Source organism: Sanguibacter suarezii NBRC 16159 (genome assembly GCF_001552735.1).
In the GTDB taxonomy this organism is placed as follows: domain Bacteria; phylum Actinomycetota; class Actinomycetes; order Actinomycetales; family Cellulomonadaceae; genus Sanguibacter; species Sanguibacter suarezii.
In genome coordinates this window covers 213899-238579 of record NZ_BCRT01000016.1, presented here as the reverse complement: position 1 = coordinate 238579, position 24681 = coordinate 213899, and the positions used below count along the sequence as shown (strand labels likewise).

The window sequence follows — 24681 nt, the reverse complement described above, 5'->3', positions numbered from 1 at the left end:
CGAGGGGGGACGGGAGACGACAGCCGGCCCCGCGCCCGGGGAGCGCAGGGCCGGCTGGTAGCCAGGTCGTCGCTCAGGTGCAGGTCGCCCCGTTGAGGGTGAAGGCGGTCGGGCGGGTGTTGGTGCCGGTGTGGGAGCCGTTGAAGCCGATCTGCACGGTCTGGCCGGCGGCGATGGTGCCGTTCCAGGACTGGTTGGTGATCGTCTGGGCGGCGCCGGTTGCGGCGTAGTGGGCGGACCAGCCGTTGGTGATGGTCTGCCCGGCGGGGAAGGTGAAGCCGAGGGACCAGCCGTCGATGGCGGTGGTGCCGGTGTTGGTGATCTTCACCATGGCGGTGAACCCGGTGTTCCAGTCGCTGGTCCAGTAGGTCGCCTTGCAGGAGCCGGCCGGTGGGGTGACCGGCTCGCTCGTGCTGCCGACGATGATCCCGCGGCCGTTGGTGCCGATGTAGACCCGCCCGTAGACGTCCGGGTCCCCGGTGATGGCAGCGCCCGTCCACGCCCACTGGTGGGCGTCGTCGTTGATGCGGTTCCACGTCGCGCCCGCGTCGTCGGAGCGGAAGATGCCGCGGACCCCGTCGATCTTCGAGGAGGTGAAGATCGTCGGGTAGCTCGAGCCCGGAGCCGCCTTGCCGAATCCGATCGAGTCACCCTCGTCGACGGCGTCGACCCGAGTGAAGGTGGCGCCCGCATCGGTCGAGTGCCACATGCCATAGGTCTTGTCCGTCATGCCGCCGGCGAGCCAGACGTCGCCGGAGTGGCCGGGGACGGCTGCGAACCTGACGTTCCCGTCCTCGGGCAGGCCGGTCGCGGCGGAGGCGGTGAAGCTCGCGCCGCCGTCGGTGGAGACGTAGAACCGCCCGCCCGCGTAGCCGTAGAAGATGGCGGGGTCCACGCGGTCGGACTCGACCCGCGCGCCGTCGGGGAGGCCGGTCGAGGCTGTCCAGCTCGACCCGTGCGTCGTGGACACGTGCACCCCGGTCCCCGCCGGGCTCCACACGATGGTGGTCCCGGTGGCGTTGACCGCGACGGTCCCGGCCCCGGTGACCCCTGCGGGTTCCTGGCCGGCGAACCATGAGGACCCGCCCGAGGTGGACACCCCGATGTGGGACTCGACGGCGCCGTCGACGCCCTGGCCCACGCGGACCATCGTCGTCGGCTCGAGCTCGGCGTAGTCGAGGCTGTGCACGGCGCCGTGGTACGGCTCGGTGAACATCATCGAGGGGACCTCGGTGATGTCGGTGTGCACGAAGCCACCGATGTCCGCGAGCCCGGAGACGAGCTCAGCGCCTGCCGGCGGGGCGATGAGGTCCAGCACCGCGGTCTCCTCGATCCCCTGGGCCTTGACGGAGATGTCGACCGTCCCGCCGGTGTCCCAGTCGGTGAGGTTGGTGCCGCCGTAGAGGGTGGCGCCCGTGCCGTAGTAGAAGCGGTCTGAGCTGAAGGGGTCGATCTCGAAGGACTCCGTCATCCAGCCGAGCTTGGGGCTGGGCTCGGGGTCGGCGGCCGGCTTGGTGAAGGTGAGCCAGGGGGCGCCGGAGATGTCGAGGGTGTAGCGCAGGGTCCGGTCCGGGAAGCCGTCCCAGTCCCAGATCCGCTGCCACGTCTGCCCGCGGTCGGTGCTGCGGAAGATGATGATGTCCGGGTACCAGGCGACCTGGCTGACGGCCATGATCGTGTCCGGGTCGCTACGGTCGACCGTCAGGCCGGAGTAGCCGTAGAACAGGTCCGGGTCGGAGGTCTTGACCGGGCTGATGTCCGTCCACACCCCTGAGGCCACGTCCAGGCGCCACACCTGACCGGAGCCGCCGTCGTAGGGGCCTCCGGTGTCTGAGGTGGAGATGTAGAGCTGCTGGCCGGCCGCGTCGAGCACGCCCTTGTGGGGGAGGAAGCCGGTCGGCTGCCCGGGGATCGCCGACCACGTCTCGCCGCCGTCGGTCGAGCGGTAGACCGAGCTCTCCTTGTCGGCGACGCCGACGTAGATGGTCTGGGTGGTCGATCCGCCCGCCCCGGTGGTCGGGTCGAAGGTGACCCAGACGACGCCCTGGTTGTCAGCGAGGTAGCCGCCGAACTCGGCCGAGGCCGGGTCCTGGACGTAGGTGCCCACGTTGGGGAACTGGGTGACCTGCGCCCAGGTCTCGCCGTAGTCGGTGCTCTTCCACAGTCCGTTGCCGCTGCTGGCGCCGAAGTAGATGATCGCGTTGTTGTTCGGGTCGATCTGCAGCCGTTCGCCCATGCCCCGGCCCGGCATGTTGCCGCCCACCTTGAACGGCAGCTCGGTCTTCTGCCAGGTCGCCCCGCGGTCCTGCGATCGGAGGATGGCGCCGTTGTTGGGATCCCAGCTGTTGGTGTACGTCCCCACCGCGGCATAGACCCGGTCCGGGTCCACGGCGTCGGTGGCCAGGCTGAGGACGCCGGTGTGGCTCCACTCGTCCCACCCGAGGTGGTCGAGCAGCGGGACCCAGCGCTGGGTGGCCGCGTCCAGCCGGTAGGCCCCGCCGATGTCCGTGCGGGCGTAGACCAGATCCTTCTCGCTCTGGTTGAAGACGATGCCGGGGACGAAGCCCCCGCCGACGACCTCGACGTTGCCCCAGTCGTAGCTCGACGAGACGGCCGGGGCCGCGGCGGGGGTGGCATCGGGGGCGGCGGAGGCCGTCCCCAGGCCGCTCACCAGCAGGCCGAAGGCCGTGAGCGGTACCACAGCAGATAGAGCACGCATCCGTGTCACTCCCTTGTGTCAGACGGTGTGCCGCAGGAGACTGACCACCTCCGAGGGGTCTGTCGCGGCTGGTCTGGAGGTTAGCGAAGCGCTTCGACGAAAGGAACATGTGAAACGTTTAGGTCCACGACATCGGTCAGGGTGTCGTGCAGGACGACCCGTTGAGCGTGAACGACGCCGGGGCAGCGAGAGAGCCGGTGTGGTTGGCGTTGAAACCGACCTCCACCGTCCCGGCGGCCGGGATCGAGCCGTTCCACGCCTGGTTGGTCACCGTGACCTGAGAGCCGGACTGGGTGTAGAGCGCCGACCAGCCGTTGGTGATGGTCTGACCGGCGGGAAGGGTGAAGCCCAGCGACCACGAGCTGATCGCCGCCGCCGAGGTGTTGGCGATCGTGATGGACCCGGTGAAACCGGTGCTCCAGCCGTTGGTCGAGTACGTGACCCGGCACGTGCCCGCCGGGACGACGACGGTCTGGGTGGATGCGGTCACCGGCGCGGACGAGGGGGAGGCGTTGCCTGCCGCGTCCGTGGCACGGACGGTGAAGGTGTACGCCGTCCCGGCAGCAAGGCCCGTCACCGCGTAGCTCGTCGTCGCAGTGGACCCCACCTTCGTCGCTCCCCGGTACACGTCGTACCCGGTGACTGCGACGTCGTCGGTCGAAGGTGCCCAGGTCAGGGAGATCGACGAGGCTGTTGTTGCCCCGGCCACCAGGTTCACCGGCGCCGAGGGTGCAGTGGTGTCGGCCGGCGGGTTCGTCGTCCCGCCGGGCGCCTGGGACAGGCTGATCCCCGTCGTGGACGTGGCGCCGCCGAGCTTGACCTCGTGGTCGAGGCTGACGAACATGCCGCCCTCGGACCACAGTGCCGGCTTGAGGAGCGCGTACTTGGCCTCGTCCCAGCTCACCCAGTCGTTGGTCAGCAGCCCGCCGGTGTCCCCGGAGTTCGGGTTGAGCACCCAGAAGGTGTGATGGATCCGCTCCTCCTGGATGAGGTCGCGCAGGGCGAGCATCCACTTCTGGTTGGGACCGTCGTCCAGGAAGCCGCCCCACTCGCCGATGAGCAGCGGTGCGATCTCCTGGTCGTGGATGTACAGCCAGTTCGGTCCCCAGACGTCGCGCTCGAGGGAGGTGCGGTTCCAGGCGGTGCCCTCGAACCAGGGCTGGGGAGAGACGAGAGGGCCGTAGTCGTGCGGGGAGTACACGAGCTGGTCCTGGTTCGCGCCCAGGTTCACCGGGTGCTCGGCGACGCCGCGCAGGTTGCCACCCCACCAGTAGTTGTCGTAGTCGCCGACGCTCGTCGACGTCCAGCTCTTACCGGCCTTGGGATAGATCTGCACGCCCTCGACGAGGATGAGCATGTTCGGGTTGATCGCCAGGATGCGTGACGCCGCCGTCTCGGCGAAGTGCTTGAAGTTGTCCTTGTCCGTGGTGCTGTCCCACTTGGCGCGCTCGCTGTCACCCTGGCTGCCGTGCGGCTCGTTCTTGAGGTCCGCCCCGACGATCGTGTCGTTGTTCTTGTACCGGTCGGTGACCCACTCCCAGCCGGCATAGACATCCTCGGTGGTGATGGCGCCCTTGAACCACATGGGATACACGTGCCCGGAGTTGTCGGCCTCGGCGCTGTGCACGTCGAGGATGACCTTGAGCCCGTACTTCTTGCACAGCTCGAGCCAGTAGTCGAAGATCTGCAGGTTGTTCATCCCGACGAGCTCGGGGTTGGCGTAGGTGTTGACGTTGGGGGCGGTGACGGTCTGGCCCTTCTTCCACTCCAGCAGCAGCTCGGTGGAGACCGGGACCCGCACGACGTTGATGCCGCGGTCCGCCATGCCCTTGGTCGTCGTCTCGATGTTGGCCGACCACAGCCCGTGGAAGACCCGCTCGCTCGCATTGAAACCGAACCAGTTGGCCCCGGTCAGCCACACCTCCTTGCCCGAGGCGTCCACCACCCGGTTCCCGTCGGTGTGCAACCAGTCCGTGCCGTCGGAGGTGAGTGCTCCGGCGAGGGAGATCGCGGTGGGGGCAGCAGCAAGGCTCGTCGCTGCGCCGGCTGGGGCAGCAAGGATGGGGACTGTGAGCAGCGAGGTGGCTGCGAGGGTCGTCGTGGCGTACCGCAGGCGGTGCATCACCGAGCGACGGGCAGAGGTGTCAGGCATGTGGATCCTCCAAGGCGCAGGAAGTGGGTGAAAGGGCCGGCCGCCCGTGCCCCGGGGGAGGAGCACGGGCGGCCGGTGGTCTGTGCCGGTCAGGTCAGCTGCAGGCGGCTCCGTTGAGGGTGAAGGCGGTCGGGCGGGTGTTGGTGCCGGTGTGAGAGCCGTTGAAGCCGATCTCCACGGTCTGGCCGGCGGCGATGGTGCCGTTCCAGGACTGGTTGGTGATCGTCTGGGCGGCGCCGGCGGCGGTGTAGACGGCGGACCAGCCGTTGGTGATGGTCTGCCCGGCGGGGAAGGCGAAGCCGAGCGACCAGCCGTTGATGGCGGCGGTGCCGGTGTTCTTGATCTTCACCGTCGCGGTGAACCCGGAGTTCCAGTCGTTGGTCGAGTAGGTGACCTGGCAGGAGCCGGCGGGGGTGACCGGGACCGTCTGGGTCGTGGCGGTGACCGCCGCGGACGGGACCGAGACGTTGCCGGCCGCGTCTTTGGCGCGGACGGTGAAGGTGTAGCTGGTCCCCGCGGTCAGGCCCGTGACCGTGTGGCTGGTGGTCGTGGAGGACCCGACCTTGGTGGTGCCGGAGTAGACGTCGTAGCCGGTGACGCCGACGTTGTCGGTGCTCGCGGTCCACGTCAGCGGCACGGCCGACGTCGTCGTCGTGCCCGCCACGAGGTTCGTGGGAGCGGTCGGTGCGACGGTGTCGGGGCCCGGGATGACCACGTCGGTGGCCGTCCGGGCGGTCAGCGGCGCCGAGGCGGCGGAGACGTTGCCGGCCGCGTCCTTGGCGCGGACGGTGAAGGTGTACGCCGTGTCTGTCGCCAGACCGGCGACGGTGAAGGACGTCGTGGGCGACGAGCCGACGACGACGCCGCCGGAGGAGATGTCGTAGCCGGTGACTGCGACGTTGTCGGTCGAGGCGGTCCACGACACGGCGATGCTCGACAAGGTCGTCGCGCCGGCCACGAGGTTCGTGGGGACAGACGGGGCGACGGTGTCGGCCGGGGGCTGGGTTCCGGTGGCGGGGATCGCCGGGTAGGCGTTCGTCACGAGCTGCTGGAACTGGGTGGAGAACCACTTCCCGGAGACGGGGGCCCCGGGGAGCGCGCCGGTCAGCTTGCCCGACAGCTTGGGTGAGCTGAAGGTCGGGTCGCACATGCGGTCGAAGCCCTTGCCCTCGTCGTTGGGGATGAGGCTCGACGAGCCGTCAGACTCTCCCGGAGGCTTGATCCACACGAAGGCGTCCAGGTGGGAGGAGGTGTAGCCGGCCGGGGTCGCCTGGGGGCGCTCGCCGATCCCTGCGCCCGCCGGGTTGCACCACGCGCCGCGGTGCGTGCGCTTGTCCACCTTGGACTCGGCGATGTACGTCTCCAGGACCGAGGAGGTGCTGGTGGCCGTGGGGCGGTTGGGGCCGCCCCAGCCGTTGCGGGAGGTGTCGATGAGCATCCCGACGGTGGACGGGAAGCCCCCCGCGACGAGACGCGTGTAGAGGTTCGCGGTCCAGTCGATCTCGTCGAAGTCGAAGTTCCACTCGTAGAAGCTGGACGACCGGATCGGCGTGCCGCTGAGCGAGAGCGTGGAGTCGGGCAGGTACGGCTCGGTCAGCGGGGTGGAGTTGGCGGTGTTGGTGACGAAGCCGTCGATCGAGGCGAAGCCCGCCTTCGTCGATGTGGCGACGTCCACGAAGGTCTGGACGGCGTGGCTGGCGTTGTTCTCCCAGCCCAGCCACCCGGAGTGGGCCGCGTCGACGTAGGTGTAGACGTTGGTGATCGCGTGCAGCTTGTCGAGGGCGTACGTCACGCCCTCCTTGTAGTACGGCGCCGAGGTCTGGCAGGCAGGCTCGCTCATGTTGGTCGAGAGGTTGGGCAGCGAGTCGGGCTCGATGGTCGCGGAGATGCGGATGCCTGCGTACTCCGGCTTGGCCAGGAGCTCGGCGATCGGGTCGATGTACTCGGTCTTGTAGCGGGTCAGGCCGGCGGCGGTCGCAGGGAGCTCGCCGTTGGAGGCGAGGGCGTAGCAGTCGCGTCCGGGCAGGTTGTAGATGACCACGTTGAGGACGATCGGGGCGGCGCCCTTCTGCGCCAGCGCAGCGTCCAGGTGGTACTTCAGGCCCGGGCCGTCCACATTGCCGTTGATGGCGCCGATGCGGTCCATCCACACCGCTGTGGGTTGGTCCTTGATGGCGAGCATCTGAGCGGCGAGCGTGGGGTTGGTGGCCGCGACGGCAGCAGCCTCAGCGGTGACCGCCGCGCTCCACTTGTCGTTGACGTACTGGGTGGCTCCGGCGTAGGGGTTGTCGACGTGGCCCTCGGCGCCGACAGCGGCGGTCGTGGTGCCAAGGATCATGGGCGCGGATAGGAGCGCTCCCACAGTGACGGCTGTCGCGCCTTTGCGCAGCCGTTCTGAGACGTGAGACACGAGGTCCTCCAAAGGTCGAGCATGTCAGGTCCTCGGGCGCAACGGCCCTGAGGAACGGGGGTGCGACGGAGTGTGGCACCGGGTGAAATCTGACATGCGGGACCGTTGAGGACATATGGATGAAACGTTTAGGCGATGGTCCCGTTACCAGACCGTGATGGTCGGATGTCTTGCGTCATCGACCAAAAGGTGCAGTCGTCCCACGAACCGTCAGTGGCCCCACCGGGAGCATGCGCTGGATGTCCTGGGCGCCGTCGAGCAGGTCGAGCACGGCGGTGGCCGCGGCCGCCCCGAGCGCGACGGCGGGGTGCGGCAGGGTGGTCACCGACGGGGTGGTCAGGCGGCAGGCCGCAGAGTCGTTGGCGGACACGATCGACAGGTCCCAGGGGACGTCCTTGCGCAGGCGGCGAGCGACGTCCAGGGCGGTGACCGCCCACAGGTCGGTGTCGAAGACGATGGCCGACGGAGGCTCGGCGTCGATGAGCAGACGCCGCGTCGCGCCCGCTCCCGCCTCGTGGGACGCCAGGGACGGTGCGAGGATCATGCTCGCCCCCCGGTCCTCGACGGCCTCGCGCAGCGCCGCCGAGCGGCGCACGGACATGTCCAGGTTGGCAGGTCCGGTGACGGTGCCGACGCGGGTGTGCCCCAGGTTCACCAGGTAGTCCCCGACCCGTCGGTAGGCCTCTTCCTCGTCCACCCACACGCAGGCGAGCCCGCGGGCTGCCCGGGGGTGGCAGAGGGCGACGGCCGGGATGCGCAGGGCGCGCAGGGTCTTGATCCGCGGGTCCTCGGTCTGGACGTCGGTCACCAGCACGGCGTCGAAGCGGCGTTCGGCCCACCAGGACTTGTACAGCGCTGCTGCGCTCTCGTGGTCGTCCACCAGCTGGAGCGCCAGGGCCAGGCCGCTCGCGGCGAGGGCGTCCTGGATGCCGCTGAGGAGGTCCACGAAGTAGGAGGGGTGGGTCGCCGCGGAGTCGCCGCGCACGAGCGCGAGGCCCACCGTACGGCTGCTGGTGCGCAGCGACCGAGCCGCGGCGTTCGGGCGCCAGCCGTGCTCGTCGGCGATGCGCAGCACCCGGTCGCGGGTGGCCGCCGAGACACCGGGGCGGCCGTTGAGCGCATAGGAGACGACCGCGATCGACACACCTGCTGCACGGGCGACATCCGTGATCGTTGGACGTTTCGTCGCTGCATGCGTAAATTCGGGTGAAGTTTCGGGTGTCACGAGACCACAGCATGCTCGACGGAGCGCGTGCGCGCATCTGCTCGACTCCACCGAAGGGGCGAGGTAGGTCAATGATGGTGCTGGTTCCATGACGACAACCGCAGGTGCACGTGGCGCTGGAGCGGGGCCGTTCACGATCGGGGTGCTCTCGCCAGTCGTCGGAGGTTTCTACTTCGGCAAGCTGTTGTCGGGCATCGCCCGGGCTGCCCGCTCCGGCGGTCACCAGGTGGTTGCCATCCAGACCTACGCGGCGGACCTGGACCGCGAGCGGTTCCCGGACCGGTCCCGGGTCGAGGTGCCGGCCGGGATGGACGCCCTCGACGGCTTCATCGTCATCACCTCCGCCGTCGACCGGGACACCCTGCGTGAGCTCGACGCCTCGGCCAAGCCGCTCGTGGTGGTCAGCGAGCATGAGGCCGGGCTGCGCGCCCCCGTGGTGACCCCGGACAACCGCGGCGGCCTGCGGGCCGCCGTCGAGCACCTCGTCTCTCATGGGCACACCCGGATCGGGTTCTTGGGCAACCCGCAGCAGCTCGACATCCGTGAGCGCTACGAGGCCTACCGGTCGGCGATGCAGGCCAACGGCATCGAGACCCAGGACAGCTGGATCCTCACCACGAGCGACAACCAGGAGGTGAGCGGCTCGGCCGCGGCGACCGAGCTGCTCGAGCGGGGGATGCCCACGACCGCCACGATCGCCGCGACCGACCGCAACGCCCTCGGCTTCATGCGGATGCTGCGCACGCGCGGCCTGTCCGTCCCGGCCGACCATGCGGTGATCGGCTTCGACCACAGCGACAACGGTGCGCGCGCCAGGCCGCGGCTGTCCAGCGTGGACCCCCACCACGACCGGGTGGGAGAGCTCGCGGTCACGCTGCTGCTCGCCCAGCTGAGCGGGCAGGACGTGGGAGCGGGCACGCACCTGAGCCAGACGACCCTGGTGGCGCGGGAGTCGTGCGGCTGCCTGACGTCGGCGCACGCTGGTCTGCTCGTCGACGGCAGCGGCAGCCGCGCGCCGCTGCCGTCCGGCTCGGCAGCGGCCCAGCTCAGTGAGCTCACCCGTGCGGTGTTCCTTGGCTCCGGAGCCGAGCGCCCCGCCTCCCTGGACGCCCGATCATGGGTCCGCACCATCGTCGAGCTCATGGTCACCGCTGCTCAGCGTGCCGTCGTCCCGCCCAGCGTGGTGCTCAACCGGCTCGCGGACGCCACGGCCGCGCTCAACCCGCACCCCGAGGCCCTCGAGCAGCTGCTCGTGGTGCTGCGGGCGCTCGAGACGGAGGCCGGCGCCGAGCTGCCGCCGGCCTCGCCCTCCCACGCGAGCGCGTTGCGCTCGGCGGTCACCGGGATCACGGTCGCGCTGACCAAGGGGTGCACGCGGGCGCTGCTGGCCCGCTCGGGCGGGCTCGAGCAGACCCTGATCACCCAGTACGAGATCGACCTCGAGCTCATGCGTCCGGGTGGAGCGAGCCCGCGGACGCTGAGCTGGTTGCCCAGCGCCCACCGCGGGCCGGCGTCGCTCGCGCTGTGGACCGGCCGGCGGACGCCGAGCGGGGACCGCCAGCTGGAGGTCGTGGGGACCCGGGACGTGGGGGCCACCGGGAGCCGGCTCGCCGGGATGTCCTTCTCCGAGCGGGAGTTCCCGCCGGCTGCCCTGACCCGGGCAGCCGGGAGCGCACGCCCGGACCTGACCTTCGTCATCCCGGTGACCTACGCCGACAGCGACTGGGGCTACCTGACGATCGGCGGCCCGGTCGACACACGGTCGACGAGCTCCCGGGACAAGTACAACCACTGGGCGGCGATGCTCGCCGTGGCCCTCGACCACGAGCGGATGGTGGGCTCGTTGCGGGAGCAGCGCACGGCGCTGCAGGTCGCCGCCGAGCGGGAGCGTCGCCTCGCCGACGACTTCCGTGCCAGCGAGGAGCGCTACATGCTCGCGGCCGGGGCGGTCTCCGACGGCGTCTGGGACTGGGACGTGCTCAGCGGGGCTGTGTACTTCTCACCGCGGTGGAAGTCTGCCCTGGGGTACGCCGAGGCGGACATCGGCTCGACCCTGGAGGAGTGGACCGGGCGGGTGCACCCGGACGACCGGGACGAGCTGTCCATGGCGATCGCGGCCCAGCTCGCCGGGGTCGACGAGCCCTTCACCCTCGAGCAGCGCGTCCTGGACGCGAGCGGCACCTACCGATGGATGCTGTGCCGGGCCGTGACCGTCCTCAACGAGGCGGGCAGCCCGGCGCGGCTGGTCGGCGCCATGACCGACCTGACGGAGTCCTCCCTGCGCGAAGGCGCCGGACGGACGGTGATCGGCTAGTCCGCGGCCTTGATGACCAGGACGGGGACGGCGGCGTCGAGCAGGACGCGCTGGGTGGTGGAGCCGAGCAGGAACTTGCCCACGGCGGAGCGCTTGCGCGAGCCGATGACGATGATCTCGGCGTCGGTGCGCTCGGCGTGGTCGAGGATGGCGTCGGCCACGTCGATCTTGTCGCTGCGGAAGGCGATGTCGACGATGACGCCCGCCCCGGCGGTCTCGACGAGGCCGGCCAGGTGGGCGGGGACTGGTGAGGTCTCCGGCTGCGGGGTGAGGACGAGCACCGTCAGGGAGGTGCTGCGGCGGCGGGCCTCGTCGGCTGCGGCGGCGAAGGCGGCCTCGCCCTGCGGTGATTCGTTGTAAGCCACGAGAACCGTCATGGTGCCTTGCTCCCTGCCTGTCTGGGTACGTGCCGTGTGCGGGCTGCCCCTAGCCTAGGGCAACTGCGCAGATGAGGGCGGTGCGGCCAGGGCGGCCGGCAGCTCGACGCCGACCGGCAGCAGCGCGGGCAGGTCCGTGGCGATGATCCGGGTGAGCTCGGCGCGCCGGTCCGCGGTCATCCGGTCCGAGGGGGCGGTGATGCTCACCGCGGCGACCGGGGCGCCGTCGCGCAGGACCGGGACGGCCAGGCAGCTGATCCCCGCCTCGTTCTCCTCGGTCTCGGTGGCGTAGCCGCGCTCGCGTGCGGTCTCCAGGATCTCGGCGAGGCGGTCCGGGGGCAGGTGGTCCCCGGCGTACCAGGCCAAGGTCGTGGGATCGACCTGACGCTGGGAGAGCAGGGCGCGGCCCAGCGCGGTGGTCGCGGCCGGCTGGCGCCGCCCCACGGCCGACCACACCCGGACCGGGCGCGCCGGCTCGACCTTGTCGAGGTAGAGGATCTCCGCGCCCGAGAGCACACCGAGGTGCACCAGCTCGTCGGCCCGCGCGCACAGCGCCACGAGGGCGTTCTGCAGCAGGCGCGGCAGGTTCTCGTGGGAGAAGAAGGCCGAGGACAGGGCCGCGGCGGCGGCGCCGAGCACGTAGTTGCCGGTGGCCGGGTCCTGGTCGGCGAAGCCGCGGAAGCGCAGGGCGGCCAAGGTCCGGTGCAAGGAGGTCTTGTTCAGGCCGAGGGTCTCGGCGAGGGGGGCGAGCGCCACGCCGGCCGGCCCGGCGGCGCTGAGCTCCTGCAGAGCGAGCAGCGCCTTGTCCACGCTGCCCATGGGGGAGGTGGGGCTCTCGGTGGTGTTCATCGGGGAGGTCCTTTGCTATGGTGATTTCGCAACCAGCAACGTGCGTTCACTATAACGAAACTCTAGCAGAGATGCAGGCGGTCATGTCAACCGAGAACCAGATCATCGACGCCCTGGCAGCGGCCCGGATCGTCCCCGTCGTCGTCATCGACAACCCCGACCACGCCCTCCCGCTCGGCAAGGCCCTGCTCGACGGCGGCCTCGACGTCATCGAGGTCACCTACCGCACCGCCGGTGCGCAGGCAGCGCTCACCGCGCTCAAGGAGCTTCCCGAGCTCATCGTCGGCGCCGGCACCGTCGTGCGCCCCGACCAGGTCGACTCCGCCGTCGCAGCCGGCGCGCAGTTCCTCGTCTCCCCGGGCCTCAGCGTCGAGGTCGTCCAGCGCGCCCAGGCCGTCGGCATCCCGATCCTGCCGGGCATCGCGACGCCGTCGGACATCATGACCGCCCTCGCACTGGGACTGTCCACGGTGAAGTTCTTCCCTGCGGCGACCCTCGGCGGGCCGTCCGCGATCAAGGCCTTCTCCGCGCCCTTCCCGGGGCTGCGCTTCGTCCCCACCGGCGGCATCAGCGCTGCGAGCGTGGGCGACTACCTCGCCATCCCGGCCGTGCTGGCCGCGGGCGGGTCCTGGATGGTGGACCGCGCCCTCATCGAGGCCGAGGACTGGGCGGAGATCACCCGCCGTACCGCCGAGGCCGTCGCGCTCGCGGCGCCCGCCACCGCATCGATCGGAGCCTGAGCCATGACCACCACCGACCTGTCCCGCGCCATCGAGGTCAAGGCCGCCGCGGACTGCGACTTCGACATCGTCTCCCTCGGCGAGGTCATGCTCCGCCTCGACCCGGGTGAGCGCCGGATCAAGACCGCCCGCTCCTTCGACGCCTGGGAGGGCGGCGGGGAGTACAACGTGGCCCGTGGCCTGCGCCGCTGCTTCGGACTGCGCGGGGCGATCGTCACCGCCCTCGCCGACAACGAGATCGGCCGGCTCGTGGAGGACTTCATCCTCACCGGCGGCCTCGACACGAGCTACATCCAGTGGGTCGAGTACGACGGCATCGGCCGCACCGTGCGCAACGGCCTCAACTTCACCGAGCGCGGCTTCGGTGTGCGCGGGGCGGTCGGGGTCTCTGACCGCGGCAACACCGCGATCGCCCAGATGCAGCCTGGTGACGTCGACTGGGACGACCTCTTCGGCCGGCGCGGAGTGCGTTGGCTGCACACCGGCGGCATCTTCGCCGCGCTCTCGGAGTCCGCGGCCGACGTCGCCGAGGCCGCGATGCGCTCGGCCCGCGAGCACGGCACGGTCGTGTCCTACGACCTCAACTTCCGCCCCTCGCTGTGGAAGGGGATCGGAGGATCGGCCCGCGCGCAGGAGGTCAACCAGCGCCTGGCCCAGTACGTCGACGTCATGATCGGCAACGAGGAGGACTTCACCGCGAGCCTCGGCTTCGAGATCGAGGGAGTGGACGAGAACCTCACCGACCTGGACACCGCAGCCTTCCGCACCATGATCGAGAAGGCCGCGGCGGCCTACCCGAACTTCCAGGTCATCGGCACCACGATGCGCGGGGTGCACTCGGCCTCGGACAACGACTGGGGCGCGATCGCCTGGAGCCGCACGCAGGGCTTCGCCGAGGCGACCCACCGGGCGAACCTGGAGATCCTCGACCGGGTGGGCGGCGGAGACTCCTTCGCCTCGGGCCTGGCCTACGGGCTCATGGAGATCGGCGACATCGCCTCGGCGGTCGAGTACGGAGCCGCGCACGGCGCCATCGCGATGACCACCCCGGGAGACACGTCGACCGCAAGCCTGGCCGAGGTCGCCAAGCTCGCCGGCGGAGGTAGCGCGCGCGTCCAGCGCTGACGTCACTCCGTCGTGAGCTCCCGTGAGCCCCGGTGCGCCTCCTGCGCACCGGGGCTCACCTCGTCAGGGTTGCGTCAACGCTGGCCTCCCTGCTGTCAAGAAGCCGTCAACACCACGTCTGGCGAGGTCACGGACGCGTAGACCTGAGGGTGCACACCCACAGGTGCGCCGGCGTCGGCGCCGTCTCGAGGGAGACGACGACCGCCACGCCGCCCGACGTCAGAAGGCATGACACCCATGGCCGACGTGGCCTTCATCCTCCTCACGATCGCGTCCTTCACCGCGATCGCCGTGCTCGCCCGTCGCCTCGGCGACACCGACGCGCCCCAGGACCGGCCATGAGCGCCGCTGACTGGGTCGGCCTGGTGGTCGCCGGCGCCCTGCTCGTCTATCTCTTCGCCGAGCTGATCCGCTCCGCCGGCTCCGGAAAGGGGCGGCGACCGTGAGCGCGCCCTGGATGGCCGCCGGCCAGATCATCGTCCTGCTGGCGGCGCTCGCCGCCGTGCACCTTCCCCTGGGCGCCTACCTCGCCCGGGTCTACACCAGCCCTCGCCACCTGCGCGTCGAGCGAGCCGGCTACCGCCTCATGCGGGTCGACGCCGACGCGGAGCAGAAGTGGACCTCGTACCTCTTCTCGCTGCTCGGCTTCTCGATGGCCTCGGTCCTCGTGCTCTACGCCCTCGGTCGCCTGCAGCAGCACCTGCCGATGAGCCTGGGCGTGAGCCCCTTCGACCCCGCGGGGGCGTGGAACACCGCTGTCTCCTTCGTGACGAACACGAACTGGCAGTGGTACTCCGGTGAGGCGGCGGCTGGTCACCTCCTGCAGATGGTGGGCCTCGCCGTCCAGAACTTCGTCTCCGCTGCGGTGGGCATCTCGGTGGCCATCGCGCTCATCCGCGGCTTCCAGCGCTCGGGGACCGACGGACGCCTGGGCAACTTCTGGTCCGACCTCACCCGGACCTGCGTGCGCGTGCTCCTGCCGATGGCCTTCATCGGTGCGCTCGCCCTGCTCGCCACGGGAGTGATCCAGAACTTCGACGCTCACACCGCCGTCCAGACCCTCGACGGAGCCACGCAGCACGTGCTCGGTGGCCCGGTCGCCTCCCAGGAGGCCATCAAGGAGCTCGGCACCAACGGCGGCGGGTTCTTCAACGCGAACTCAGCCCACCCCTTCGAGAACCCGTCTCCGGTGAGCAACCTCATCGAGATCTTCCTCATCCTCGTCATCCCCTTCACCCTGCCGCGCACCTTCGGCATCATGGTCGGCGACCGGCGCCAGGGCTGGGCCATCGTCAGCGTCATGGGGACCCTGTGGATCTCCGCCGTCATGCTGCTCACCTGGGCAGAGATGTCTGGTCCTGGCCTCGCGGCGCAGGCCGCCGGCGGAGCCCTCGAGGGCAAGGAGCTGCGCTTCGGCACGGCGGGATCCGCGCTCTTCGCCGCGGCGACCACCGGCACCTCGACCGGTGCGGTCAACGCCATGCACGACTCCCTCACCGCCCCCGGCGGCGGCGTGGCGATCTTCGGCATGCTGCTCGGTGAGGTCGCCCCCGGCGGCGTGGGCACCGGCCTCTACGGCCTGCTCATGCTCGCGATCGTCGCGGTCTTCGTCGCCGGGCTCATGGTCGGGCGCACCCCCGAGTACCTCGGCAAGAAGATCGGGCGACAGGAGATGACCCTCGTCGCCCTGTACATCCTCACCATGCCGCTGCTCGTGCTCGTCGGCACGGCGATCGCCGTCGCGACGCCCGCCGGGCAGGCGGGGATCCAGGAGATGGGCCCGCACGGCCTGTCCGAGGTCCTCTACGCCTTCGCCTCGGCGAGCAACAACAACGGCTCAGCCTTCGCCGGGCTGACCGTGGCCACCCCCTTCTACAACACGCTGCTGGGCGTGGCGATGCTCGCCGGGCGCTTCATCCCGATCGCCCTCGTGCTCGCCCTCGCCGGCCGCTTCGCCAGCCAGCGCACGACACCGGCCACGGTGGGCACCTTGCCCACCCACCAGCCGCTGTTCGTCGGCCTGGTCGCCGCGGTGACTGTCGTGGTCGTCGGCCTCACCTTCATCCCTGTTCTCTCCCTCGGCCCGATTGTGGAGTCCCTGTCATGAGCGCACCCACGCTGACCAGCGTCGCTGCAGCACCTCAGCCGCCTACCCCGCCTGCCCACCCGCCGCGCACCGGCTCTGCCCTCAGCTGGGCTCAAGTCCGCGGGGCTCTGCCCGGTGCGCTGCGCAAGCTCGACCCTCGAGAGATGATCGCCTCCCCGGTGCTCTTCGTCGTCGAGGTCGGCGCCGTGCTCACCACCGGGCTGGCCATCACCGACCCGTCCCTCTTCGCCACCCTCATCACGGTGTGGCTGTGGGCCACGGTGGTCTTCGCAACCCTCGCGGAGTCGATCGCCGAGAGCCGCGGCAAGGCGCAGGCCTCCAGCCTGCGCGCCACGCAGCGCCAGACGACGGCGCACAAGGTGGTCGCGAGCGGCTCCACCATGACCACGAAGGCCGGCTACACCACGATGGCGACCGAGGAGGTGCCCTCCGCGAGCCTCGCCGTCGGCGACGTCGTGCTCGTGGGAGCGGGGGAGACCATCCCCGGGGACGGCGACGTCGTGGAAGGCGCGGCCTCGGTCGACGAGTCGGCCATCACCGGTGAGTCAGCCCCGGTGATCCGGGAGTCCGGCGGTGACCGGTCCTCGGTGACCGGAGGCACCGTCGTGCTCTCGGACACCATCGCTGTGCGGATCACCGCACCGGCCGGGTCCACCTTCGTCGACCGGATGATCGCCCTCGTCGAAGGCTCCGAGCGGCAGCGCACCCCCAACGAGATCGCCCTGAACATCCTGCTCACCTCGTTGACCATCATCTTCTTGCTGGCCGTGGTGACGCTGCAGCCCTTCGCGATCTACTCCGGGTCCCCGCAGTCCCTGCTCGTGCTCGTGGCTCTCCTCGTGTGCCTCATCCCGACGACGATCGGGGCGCTGCTCTCCGCGATCGGCATCGCGGGGATGGACCGCCTCGTCCAGCGGGGCGTCCTGGCGATGTCCGGGCGGGCGGTCGAGGCAGCCGGGGACGTCGACACCCTGCTGCTCGACAAGACCGGCACGATCACCTACGGCAACCGCCGGGCGACCGACCTGCTCGTCGCCCCCGGTTCCACCGCGGCCGAGCTGGCCCAGGCGGCCCGTCTGGCCTCCCTCGCCGACGAGACACCTGAGGGGCGCAGCGTGGTGGCGCTGGTCGAGGAGCGGTTCAGCAGCACCGACGCCCCCGACGCCACCGATGCCGACGTCGCGGGCGCCGAGCTCGTCGCCTTCAGCGCGCACACGCGGATGTCCGGGATCGACCTGCCCGGCGCCGACGGCCTGCACATCCGCAAGGGCGCCACGAGCGCCGTCGCCCGCTGGGTGCGCTCGACCGGGGGCACCGTCCCCGACGAGGTGGACACCCTCGTCGACGGTGTGTCCGTGACCGGCGGCACCCCGCTCGTCGTCGCCGAGCAGCGGGGCACCGCCCCGGCGCGGGTGCTCGGGGTGATCCACCTCAAGGACGTGGTCAAGGAGGGACTGCGGGAACGCTTCGACGAGCTGCGCGCGATGGGGATCCGGACCGTCATGGTCACCGGAGACAACGCGATCACCGCTCGGGCGATCGCCGCCGAGGCCGGCGTCGACGACGTGCTCGCCGAGGCGACACCGGAGGACAAGCTCGCCCTCATCCGGCGCGAACAGGCCGGCGGGCGACTCGTGGCGATGGCCGGGGACGGCACCAACGACGCCCCGGCTCTGGCCCAGGCCGACGTCGGGGTGGCCATGAACACCGGTACCTCGGTGGCCAAGGAGGCCGGGAACATGGTGGACCTGGACTCCGACCCGACCAAGCTCATCGAGATCGTGCGGATCGGCAAGCAGCTGCTCATCACCCGGGGCGCGCTGACCACCTTCTCGATCGCCAACGACATCGCGAAGTACTTCGCGATCTTGCCGGCGATGTTCATGGTGGTCTTCCCCCAGCTCGAGGTGCTCAACATCATGCGCCTGTCGAGCCCAGAGTCGGCGATCCTGTCCGCGGTGATCTTCAACGCCCTCATCATCGTCGCGCTCATCCCGCTCTCGCTGCGCGGCGTGACCTACCGGCCGGTGGCCGCCTCTGCGCTACTGCGGCGAAACCTCCTCGTCTACGGCCTCGGCGGCCTCGTGGCCCCCTTCATCGGGATCAAGCTCATCGACCTGCTCACCTCACTTCTCCCCGGGATCGGCTGACATGGCGCACGACAACTACTCCTCTGTCCGCCCGGCCGGGCAACGCTCGCTGGGGCTGCGCCGCGGGACGGTGTCCCTCGGCCGCCAGACCATGGCGGGCCTGCGGGTCCTGCTCGTGCTGACCCTCCTGCTCGGTGTGGCCTACCCGCTGGCCGTCTTCGCCGTCGGGCAGGTGGGGCTGCGCTGGCAGGCCAACGGGTCGCTGCTGCGCGCCGACGGCAGCCGCGCAGAGAGCGTCTCGGCCGGGGCTGGCACCGACAACCCGGTGATCGGTTCCGCGCTCGTGGGGCAGCAGCTCACCGGTGACGAGTGGTTCCAGCCCCGCCCCTCGGCGGCTGGCGACGGCTACGACACCCTCGCGTCGGCCGGGTCCAACCTCGGCCCGCTCAACCCCGACCTCGTCGCGGCGATCGAAGAGCGCCGGGCCGCCATCGCCGCAGCCGACGGCGTGGCGCCGGGGGAGGTGCCCCCCGACGCGCTCACCGCCTCGGCCTCGGGGCTCGACCCGCACATCTCCCCGGCCTATGCCGAGCTCCAGGTAGACCGGGTCGCTGCGGCTCGTGACCTGGACCCGGCGGAGGTCGAGGCCCTGGTGTCCGCCCATACCCAGGGTCGTGACCTCGGTGTCCTCGGCGAGGACCGCGTCACGGTGCTCGAGCTCAACCTGGCCGTGGAAGCGCTGAGCCTTGAGAAGATGTCCTCATGAGCGACACAGATGTCTGATCGACCCGGCTCGTCCTCGCCTGAGGACCGGCGCCCAGGACGCCTCACCGTGTACCTGGGCGCCGCCCCCGGCGTGGGCAAGACCTTCTCCATGCTCGGGGAGGCGCACCGGCGCCGAGCCCGCGGGACCGACGTCGTCATCGGCCTCGTCGAGACGCACGCCCGAGAGGGCACCGCGGCCCAGATCGCCGACCTGGAGATCGTGCCGCGCACGGTCACGAGCTACCGCGGGACCGAGCTCGGCGAGATGGACACCGGCGCGATCCTGGCCCGCGCCCCCGAGGTGGTCCTCGTCGACGAGCTCGCCCACACCAACGCCCCCGGGTCGCCGCACGTCAAGCGCTGGCAGGACGTCGAAGAGCTCCTGGCCGCCGGGATCGACGTCGTCACCACGGTGAACATCCAGCACCTGGAGTCCCTCAGCGCCGACGTGGAGACCATCACCGGGGTGCGTCAGCGTGAGACCGTCCCGGACCGCGTGGTGCGCAGCGCCGACCAGATCCAGCTCGTCGACCTCGCTCCCGACGCGCTGCGACGACGGCTGGCGCACGGCAACGTCTACCGCGCCGAGCAGATCGACGCCTCCCTCTCCTCCTACTTCCGCGTCGGCAACCTCACGGCGTTGCGCGAGCTGGCACTGCTCTGGCTGGCCGACAGCGTCGACGACGCCCTCACCCGCTACCGCAGCGACCACGCGATCGAGGGCACGTGGCCCGCACGTGAACGCATCGTCGTCGCCGTGACCGGCGGGCCCGAGGGGGAGACGTTGCTGCGCCGCGGCGCCAGGATCGCCCAGCGGGCTGCTGGGTCGGAGCTCCTGGCGGTGCACGTGCTCGCCACCGACGGGCTGCCGAGCGCTCCGGCGTCGGCCATCGCGGTGGACCGCGAGCTGGTCGAGGCCCTCGGCGGGACCTTTCACACCGTGGTGGGGGAGGACGTGCCGAGCGCGGTCGTCGACTTCGCCCAGGGGGTCAACGCGACGATGATCGTCGTCGGCGTCTCCCGGCACTCCCGCGTCCGCGAGGCGCTGCTGGGATCCTCGAGCACCCAGATGGCCCAGCTCGCCGGGACCATCGACGTGCACCTGGTGACCCACGACCGGGCACGGTCCGGCTCCCTGCTGCGCGGACGCTGGTCAGCGCTGCCGCGGCCGCGGCTGATCGCCGGGTGGGCGCTCGCGGTCGTGGTCCCCGCGCTGCTCACCGGGGTGTTCTCGGCCATGCAGGGCAGGGTGTCGCTGCCCACCGAGCTCATGCTCTTCCTGGCCGGGACGGTCGGCGTCGCGATCGTCGGCGGGCTGTGGCCGGCACTGCTGGCTGCCCTCGTGTCCTTCGTGTGCGTCAACTGGTTCTTCACCGAGCCGACCGGCATGCTCACCGTCGCCGACCCGGAGAACCTGCTCTCCCTCGTCGTCTTCCTCGTGGTGGCCGCCGCGGTCGCCTCGGTGGTGGACCTCGCCGCCCGCCGCACCGTCCAGGCCTACCGGTCCCGTGCGGAGGCCGCGACGCTGGCAGCGCTGTCCCGGTCGGTCATGTCCGGCGAGGACACCGCCGAGGCGCTCGTGGCCCGGCTCGCAGAGACCTTCTCGGTGCCCGAGGTCCGCCTCGAGGAACGCACCGGACCGGGGGAGGCGTGGACCGTGCTCGCGCAGGCGAGCCTGCGTCCGCGCCCGACTCCCGACGACGGCCCCGCGACGATCGTGGCGATCTCCGCGGACCGGCGCCTCGTCGTCGGGCGGGTGCTGGCGGCGAGCGACCAGCAGGTGCTCGAGGCCTTCGCAGCGCAGGCGGGCCTGGTGATCGAGTACCGCCGGCTGCGGGAGCAGGCCGCGGCCGCGGCGGTGCTGGAGCAGGCCGATGCGACGCGCACAGCGCTGCTCGCTGCGGTCTCCCACGACCTGCGGACCCCGCTCGCCTCCATCCGGGCCGCGATCGACGGGCTGAGCGCCGCCGACGTGCGCGTGGACGCTCAGGACCGGGCGGTGCTGCAGGAGACGATCGCGGAGTCCACCACCCGCCTGGAGCGGCTCATCGCCAACCTCCTCGACCTCTCCCGGATCCAGACCGGCAGCGTGCGACCGGCCGTCCGCGCCGTCTCCGTCGACGAGTTCGTGCCCTTCGCCATCGAGCCGTTCACCGCCGCCCAGGTGGTCATGGACGTGCCGGACAACCTGCCGCTCGTGCTCACCGACCCCGGGCTGCTCGAGCGGGTGGTGGCCAACGTGACCGCGAACGCCGTGCGGTTCTCCGCCGGGGAGCCTGTGCTGGTCACCGCGTCGGCCCGGTCCGGTGAGGTCGAGCTGCGGGTGGTGGACCGCGGGCCGGGCCTGGACCAGGCCCGCAAGGAGCGGATGTTCGAGCCCTTCCAGCGTCTGGGTGACGCGTCGCCGGAAGGTCTGGGCCTGGGTCTCGCCGTGGCGCAGGGGCTCGCGCACGCTGTGGGGGCTACGTTGGTCGTCGACGACACACCCGGGGGAGGGCTGACGATGGTGCTGACAGTGCCGACCGCTCCGGCGCCCGAGCTCGCGGCCGAGGTGACGCGATGACCGCGCCGGGCACCACGGTGCTCGTCGTCGACGACGACGCCGGCCTGGTCCGCGCCCTGACCATCAACCTGCGCGCCCACGGCTGGGTGGTGACCACCGCGCCCGACGGCGCCCACGCCCTGGACGCGGTGGCCGCGTCCCAGCCGGACGTCGTCGTGCTGGACCTGGGGCTGCCGGACATGAGCGGCCTCGACGTCATCGCGGGCATCCGCGGCTGGAGCCGGGTGCCGATCGTCGTGCTGTCCGCGCGCCAGCTCGGCGACGACAAGGTCGACGCCCTCGACGCCGGCGCGGACGACTACGTGACCAAGCCCTTCGCGATGAACGAGCTGCTCGCCCGCCTGCGCGCGGCCGTGCGCCGCGCCGCCCCGGTCGAGGGGGAGCTGGGTGAGCCGGTCGTGGTGGCCGGTGAGCTGAGCATCGACCTCGCCCGCCGCAAGGTGCAGCGCCAGGGCGCCGACGTGCGCCTGAGCCCCACCGAGTGGGCGCTGCTGGAGGTGCTCGTGCGCAACCGCGGCCGGATGGTCGGCCGCGTCCAGCTGCTCCACGAGGTCTGGGGCCCCGCGTACTCAGCGGAGACGCACTATCTGCGCGTCTACACCGCCCAGCTCCGCCGCAAGCTCGAAGCCGACCCGTCAGCCCCCCGCCACATCATCACCCAACCCGGGATGGGCTACCTCTTCGAACCCTGACCCACCCCCACCCCCCACCCCCTCCAGCCCCTCCCGCCCTCCGCTGAGTGTACGAAAACGCGCGTGTCGCACCTGCGTGTCGCGTACAAATTCGCGCACTCAGTGGAGGCGGAGGGTGGAGGGCAGTGGGTTGGGGTGACCTGTGTGGGTGGTGTCGTTGTGCGTCCTTAGTCCCCGCGGGTCGTCAACCGGTGTGGACTCATCGAGCCAGTCGACAGGCGCTCTGTCCCAGCCCTCGGCGACCGCAGCGGCAGTCTCATGCCAGGCGTGCACCGTGTGGAGTAGAGAGTCCATCTGCCCGAGGCTGAAGCAGGCGCGTGCCGTCGTGAGGATCTCGTCCGCAAAAGAGTCCTGGTCCTCGGGGCTGAGCACCGCGATCCACGGGAAGGGGGTGCGCAGCCTCACTGTGAACGGGGCTGAGTTCTCAGCGAGGGACACCGCGATGAGCTGGGCTGCGAGGTGGAGGATCGCTGTGGTCTCGTCGTCACGCTTCTTGGTGGTCAAGACGAACGGTTCACCGTCACGGCGGGTGATGGTGACCGGCCCGTCCTCGGCTGAAGCGAAGACAGCCGCGGGCGATCGGGCCAGGTCCGACGATGCGACGGTGCGTTGGACGACGTCGGCGCGGATCCGGGTGGTGGACATGCTTCGAGCAGTCAGAACATGTTCTGAAGTGTCAACTGTGGATATGGTTTCAGCCAGCGTGCGCCAGCGCGGCCCTAGACGAGTACCTGCTGTGCGGGAGGCTCGGAGCGAACAGCTGGCGCTAGATCGTTGTCCGTCAAGTACTTCAGTGCGCGCTCGACAGTTCTGATCTTGCGCTGGAGCTCTCCCAGCGCGGGCGCCGACTCATCGGAGAATGCGCTCAGCCGCTGGTGGTTCCGGCGGACCTCGATCTCGAGCTCGATCAAGGCGCTGTACACGCTCGGGTCCGGTTCGAGGTGCTGCAGCTGCCGCAGGATTGCCGCGGCCAACCGGCCCACGACGACCTCTTCGAGGGCCTGTGCTGTGGTTCCGGAACTGGCGAGACCATAGGTGATGCCGCTGCCACCCGCAGTGACGAGAGTGCCTGCTGTGAGCAGTCCTCCGATCATCCCTCCGGGGCCAAAGCTCGCCAGTGCACTGGTGATCACTGCGCCCCCGGCAACACCGGGGGCGGCTGCCAGAGCCAACCCTCCGGTCGCGGCGACAATCGCGAATGCACCCACGCCGAGGGCGCCCCACTTGATCCAGTTCACTCCACCGTTGCTGCTCAGGGCCTCCCGTGCGCGCTTGGCGGCTGTGAAGACATCGGTGCCGTACTGGTGGCCCAACCCCATCTCGGCCGTGAGATGCTCCATGGCTTGCTGCCGGATCGCCGGTGAGATCGAGAGTTCATACGGTTGAACGACATTCGCTGCCGCGAGGACCGTCAACAGGAGAGCGGCGTCGTCCTTTGCGATATGGCTCACCGGAAGCGGCACCGGAACAGTTGCTTGTGGATCGGACAGATCGAATGCGAGTCGTGCAACGGGGGAGGGCATCGGCCTGTGCTCGCTGGCATTGCGGGTCTTGATCTTCTCGATGGTTTCCGCTTGCGCCTGACGAAGGGCTCCGGCGAACCGATCTCGTTGATCGCCTGTCAGCTCCGCCATCACAAGGTGCGCGTACCGCAGGGCCATGAGAGCCCAGTGTTCTGTGTCTTCCAAGGGAATATCGACCCCCCTGTCGAGGACCGCGATCTCTTTGGACCTGGAGCCAAACAGAGCGAACCCGACGGCGGTAGCTACGGACTCATTGCTGAGGTACTCCGTCGCCGCGTGGGCGGCTATGAGCACCTTCTTCGTCGATATCCGGAAATCAGTCATCCACGGAATGACGGATGACACGCCTCGGCGTGCGGCCACGGGATCCTGGGGGTTCCAGAAGTTGACCCACCAGGCTAGGTTCGTCGGCGGCTCTGTGAGGGACTCTCGGAGGCGGTCGACGTCGAAGGTTCCGTGAGCCAACGGGCTGCCGATCGTCACCATGCCGGCGACGTCGAGCCACGCGGGCAGGTGACGCAGGAGGTCAGCGCCGATCACGGAGCCGAGGCTGTGGCCGATGATGACGACCCGGCCTGACTCCGGAAGCTTGGCGAGAACGCGGTGCAGGACCTGCGCGCGAATCTCTGGATTTTCGAGGTAGTCTTCGCTTGTTCGACAGCCTTGAGATGTTCGTAGGCCGCGCGTACCGCGGCGTCGCCGCCCACCCGGCCCTGACCGCGGTCAGGGCGCCCCAGTCGGAATTCGATGGCTCCCATGCGGCGTTCGAAGCCTCGCCGGTTCTTCTTGGCTGCCTCCCGGGAGAGCTGCTTTGTCGTCACGGGCGGGAGCGGCCGCGGCTCATCGACACCCTTCAGGGCGTGCGCGAACTGGGGAGCAATGACTTGCACGTTCTCCAGGTCCGGGTACCCGAGGCGGACCAGAGCCTCGGAGCAGGTGGCCTGCCACGTCCCGTCCCGGTCGCCCTGTCCCACGCCGTGCAAGAGCAGCAAGATCGGTTCATTCGACACGAGGACTCCATTGTTCGTAG

Annotated in this window: 18 protein-coding genes; 9 read left to right on the top strand and 9 right to left on the bottom strand. The window is 70.4% G+C overall.

Translation table 11 applies throughout. From position 1 onward, the window contains the following. Positions 1–73: 73 nt before the first annotated feature. The 4 genes from SS2_RS11745 to SS2_RS11730 form a co-directional block, all read right to left on the bottom strand. Positions 74–2719 (bottom strand): cellulose binding domain-containing protein, encoded by a 2646-nt coding sequence (locus tag SS2_RS11745; protein ID WP_066464277.1) that lies wholly within the window; start codon positions 2717–2719, stop codon positions 74–76. Positions 2720–2855: 136 nt separating this feature from the next. Next, positions 2856–4871, bottom strand: coding sequence for a cellulase family glycosylhydrolase (locus SS2_RS11740; RefSeq protein ID WP_245643536.1), 2016 nt, complete (start codon positions 4869–4871; stop codon positions 2856–2858). A 94-nt stretch (positions 4872–4965) separates the two neighbouring features. After that, positions 4966–7209: a glycoside hydrolase family 6 protein gene (locus SS2_RS18150; protein WP_083942168.1), complete on the bottom strand. Its 2244-nt coding sequence runs from the start codon at positions 7207–7209 to the stop codon at positions 4966–4968. A 247-nt stretch (positions 7210–7456) separates the two neighbouring features. Continuing rightward, a complete protein-coding gene (locus SS2_RS11730; protein WP_281178685.1) occupies positions 7457–8506 on the bottom strand; it encodes a LacI family DNA-binding transcriptional regulator in 1050 nt (349 codons plus the stop codon). A gap of 88 nt (positions 8507–8594) precedes the next feature. Between SS2_RS11730 and SS2_RS11725 the strand changes: the two genes are divergently transcribed. Further along, positions 8595–10820, top strand: a complete 2226-nt coding sequence (locus tag SS2_RS11725) for a substrate-binding domain-containing protein (protein WP_066464272.1) — start codon at positions 8595–8597, stop codon at positions 10818–10820. On the opposite strand, the gene SS2_RS11720 is transcribed toward SS2_RS11725, so the two are convergent. Next, positions 10817–11197, bottom strand: a complete 381-nt coding sequence (locus SS2_RS11720) for a universal stress protein (RefSeq protein WP_066464270.1) — start codon at positions 11195–11197, stop codon at positions 10817–10819. The two genes, SS2_RS11725 and SS2_RS11720, sit on opposite strands and share 4 nt — an antisense overlap. A gap of 54 nt (positions 11198–11251) precedes the next feature. Next, positions 11252–12046: an IclR family transcriptional regulator gene (locus SS2_RS11715; RefSeq protein WP_066464264.1), complete on the bottom strand. Its 795-nt coding sequence runs from the start codon at positions 12044–12046 to the stop codon at positions 11252–11254. A gap of 83 nt (positions 12047–12129) precedes the next feature. Here SS2_RS11715 and eda point away from each other — a divergent pair, with 83 nt between their 5' ends. The 8 genes from eda to SS2_RS11680 all read left to right on the top strand — a co-directional run bounded on the left by eda (position 12130) and on the right by SS2_RS11680 (position 22128). Then, positions 12130–12786 (top strand): bifunctional 4-hydroxy-2-oxoglutarate aldolase/2-dehydro-3-deoxy-phosphogluconate aldolase, encoded by a 657-nt coding sequence (gene eda, locus SS2_RS11710; protein ID WP_083942191.1) that lies wholly within the window; start codon positions 12130–12132, stop codon positions 12784–12786. A 3-nt stretch (positions 12787–12789) separates the two neighbouring features. Then, a complete protein-coding gene (locus tag SS2_RS11705; RefSeq protein ID WP_066464259.1) occupies positions 12790–13911 on the top strand; it encodes a sugar kinase in 1122 nt (373 codons plus the stop codon). A 338-nt stretch (positions 13912–14249) separates the two neighbouring features. After that, a complete protein-coding gene (locus tag SS2_RS18250) occupies positions 14250–14357 on the top strand; it encodes a potassium-transporting ATPase subunit F (RefSeq protein WP_157607317.1) in 108 nt (35 codons plus the stop codon). An 11-nt stretch (positions 14358–14368) separates the two neighbouring features. Next, positions 14369–16018: a potassium-transporting ATPase subunit KdpA gene (gene kdpA / locus SS2_RS11700; RefSeq protein ID WP_066464254.1), complete on the top strand. Its 1650-nt coding sequence runs from the start codon at positions 14369–14371 to the stop codon at positions 16016–16018. Beyond that, positions 16015–18168, top strand: a complete 2154-nt coding sequence (gene kdpB, locus SS2_RS11695; RefSeq protein ID WP_066464253.1) for a potassium-transporting ATPase subunit KdpB — start codon at positions 16015–16017, stop codon at positions 18166–18168. Before kdpA ends, kdpB begins: the two co-directional genes overlap by 4 nt. 1 nt (position 18169) lies before the next feature. After that, a complete protein-coding gene (gene kdpC / locus SS2_RS11690) occupies positions 18170–18874 on the top strand; it encodes a potassium-transporting ATPase subunit KdpC (protein ID WP_083942166.1) in 705 nt (234 codons plus the stop codon). Positions 18875–18883: 9 nt separating this feature from the next. Beyond that, complete coding sequence (locus SS2_RS11685; protein WP_066464252.1) at positions 18884–21436, top strand: DUF4118 domain-containing protein; 2553 nt, start codon at positions 18884–18886, stop codon at positions 21434–21436. Then, positions 21433–22128, top strand: coding sequence for a response regulator (locus SS2_RS11680; RefSeq protein WP_066464251.1), 696 nt, complete (start codon positions 21433–21435; stop codon positions 22126–22128). The genes SS2_RS11685 and SS2_RS11680 overlap by 4 nt, the downstream gene beginning before the upstream one ends. A gap of 99 nt (positions 22129–22227) precedes the next feature. On the opposite strand, the gene SS2_RS11675 is transcribed toward SS2_RS11680, so the two are convergent. The 3 genes from SS2_RS11675 to SS2_RS11665 form a co-directional block, all read right to left on the bottom strand. Further along, positions 22228–22773, bottom strand: a complete 546-nt coding sequence (locus SS2_RS11675) for a type II toxin-antitoxin system Phd/YefM family antitoxin (RefSeq protein WP_174523200.1) — start codon at positions 22771–22773, stop codon at positions 22228–22230. A 74-nt stretch (positions 22774–22847) separates the two neighbouring features. After that, the gene (locus SS2_RS11670) at positions 22848–24191 is read right to left on the bottom strand and encodes a hypothetical protein (RefSeq protein ID WP_066464244.1); all 1344 of its coding nucleotides are present in this window, start codon (positions 24189–24191) and stop codon (positions 22848–22850) included. Next, entirely contained in the window at positions 24188–24661 is a 474-nt protein-coding gene (locus tag SS2_RS11665; RefSeq protein ID WP_066464237.1) for a hypothetical protein, read from the bottom strand. The genes SS2_RS11670 and SS2_RS11665 overlap by 4 nt, the downstream gene beginning before the upstream one ends. Positions 24662–24681: the final 20 nt, after the last annotated feature.

Bases quoted from the DNA above. Each gene is read 5' to 3' on its own strand.
- SS2_RS11745 (WP_066464277.1), bottom strand. From the start codon at position 2,719: ATGCGTGCTCTATCTGCTGTGGTACCGCTCACGGCCTTCGGCCTGCTG.
- SS2_RS11740 (WP_245643536.1), bottom strand. From the start codon at position 4,871: ATGCCTGACACCTCTGCCCGTCGCTCGGTGATGCACCGCCTGCGGTAC.
- SS2_RS18150 (WP_083942168.1), bottom strand. From the start codon at position 7,209: ATGATCCTTGGCACCACGACCGCCGCTGTCGGCGCCGAGGGCCACGTC.
- SS2_RS11725 (WP_066464272.1), top strand. From the start codon at position 8,595: ATGACGACAACCGCAGGTGCACGTGGCGCTGGAGCGGGGCCGTTCACG.
- SS2_RS11720 (WP_066464270.1), bottom strand. From the start codon at position 11,197: ATGACGGTTCTCGTGGCTTACAACGAATCACCGCAGGGCGAGGCCGCC.
- SS2_RS11715 (WP_066464264.1), bottom strand. From the start codon at position 12,046: ATGAACACCACCGAGAGCCCCACCTCCCCCATGGGCAGCGTGGACAAG.
- eda (WP_083942191.1), top strand. From the start codon at position 12,130: ATGTCAACCGAGAACCAGATCATCGACGCCCTGGCAGCGGCCCGGATC.
- SS2_RS11705 (WP_066464259.1), top strand. From the start codon at position 12,790: ATGACCACCACCGACCTGTCCCGCGCCATCGAGGTCAAGGCCGCCGCG.
- SS2_RS18250 (WP_157607317.1), top strand. From the start codon at position 14,250: ATGAGCGCCGCTGACTGGGTCGGCCTGGTGGTCGCCGGCGCCCTGCTC.
- kdpA (WP_066464254.1), top strand. From the start codon at position 14,369: ATGGCCGCCGGCCAGATCATCGTCCTGCTGGCGGCGCTCGCCGCCGTG.
- kdpB (WP_066464253.1), top strand. From the start codon at position 16,015: ATGAGCGCACCCACGCTGACCAGCGTCGCTGCAGCACCTCAGCCGCCT.
- kdpC (WP_083942166.1), top strand. From the start codon at position 18,170: ATGGCGCACGACAACTACTCCTCTGTCCGCCCGGCCGGGCAACGCTCG.
- SS2_RS11685 (WP_066464252.1), top strand. From the start codon at position 18,884: ATGTCTGATCGACCCGGCTCGTCCTCGCCTGAGGACCGGCGCCCAGGA.
- SS2_RS11680 (WP_066464251.1), top strand. From the start codon at position 21,433: ATGACCGCGCCGGGCACCACGGTGCTCGTCGTCGACGACGACGCCGGC.
- SS2_RS11675 (WP_174523200.1), bottom strand. From the start codon at position 22,773: ATGTCCACCACCCGGATCCGCGCCGACGTCGTCCAACGCACCGTCGCA.